This window comes from Aquimarina sp. RZ0, from assembly GCF_008370685.1.
Taxonomy (GTDB): Bacteria; Bacteroidota; Bacteroidia; order Flavobacteriales; family Flavobacteriaceae; genus Aquimarina.
The window spans coordinates 1-1,399 of the sequence record NZ_VTZU01000214.1; the positions used below are offsets into that span (position 1 = coordinate 1).

General features: G+C 40.5%; 1 pseudogene. It reads left to right on the top strand.

The annotated features are described in order from the left end of the window. Positions 1-1,161: 1,161 nt before the first annotated feature. Positions 1,162-1,399, top strand: a pseudogene (locus tag F0000_RS27300) (hypothetical protein); the annotation flags it as partial.

A 1,399-nucleotide genomic window follows, 5' to 3' on the forward strand; every position in this document is an offset into this window, starting at 1 on the left:
AGTTCAATACTTAGCAGGACATAAACATATTAGTTCTACAGAATCCTACAAGCAGAATAATCTTGAAAGCTTACACGAAGCTATCAACCAGTTCCATCCATTACACTAAATAACCAAGTGAGTCGCTATCGCTCCAATTTACTATTATCACATCAGCCCGAAAAGGGCTTTTGTAATAAGCTGTTATAAGGTGTTCCTTCGTCACGCCACAAGCTATTTTTTGTTATTCCACAAGTGCAGAAAAAGCACTTGTTCCATACCGTTGCGACTTCCTCACCTTCGGTCGTCAGTCTCCACTACAAATAAATAGCCTTGCTCTGTTCCTCCATCACCCGCAGCTACTTTTTTGCTTAAAAACAATAAGGATGCCTACGGCGTGAGTTAATTAAGCAAAACCGCTGCTTCATTGGCTACGCCGCTTGGTCGCTGCCTAGCCGATTATTTATGTTGAAGTTTATATTTTGATAAATCGGAAAACATAAAAATCGTCTGGCACACAAAACCGTTACACTCCTTTTTGTGTGTCGGCTGCTCCTCTCCGCTATGGCTACGCCTTTGTTTTTGCGTGCAACGCAGCTTCGTTCAATCGCCACTAGGCTATGATTATTATTGAAGTTGAAGCTCGGCAGCTTCTGCCTTTACGCACTTCAACTTCAATAATAATCGTTCTTACTTGGGACGGAAAAAATATTTTAAGAAAAAGTGGAATGCGTTGGATTATGCGGTTGAACTTCCACTTTTTATTAAAATACTAGCCTTAATGGCGATTGAATGACCCCACAATGCTTGGGAAACGTTCTACGACACGATTATATGAGTATAATATTGTAATATCTTCAGTAGAAATCGTTTGTTAGAAGTCAGATTTTGAGCGCAATGGCAGCTTGGGGCGAAGCTACGGGAGTATTGCTACATAATACTTGTTATAGACCCTGACGAAGGAAGTGCGGGTATAACTCGTATTATGTACAATATCGAGGACAAGGAAGCAGCAGCAAAACAGGGGTTTATTGCCTTAGCAATAATCTGGGTTGCTGCTGCGTAGGCTTTAGATGTAAATTAGTATTTTAGCACAGTAGACAGATATATGACAGGTTGGACGTTCATTTTTTTAGCAGTTTTAACAGGTGTCCCAGAAAAATGTGACCGCAAAATTTATTTTTGGGCGTATATGGTGACCATTTAGGAAACATCAGACTCTCATACGCAGACGCTAACGATGACGGTAGTGTTAATACTTCTGAGATCCGTGAGGAGAAGAATTATTATCCTTTTGGACTACAGCATAAAGGCTACAATAATACCATTACTGGTAGGGAGCATAACTATGGGTTTAATGGGATCGAGCACGAACAAAGTTTAGGGCTTGATCTTTACGAAATGCCACTGCGACAATATG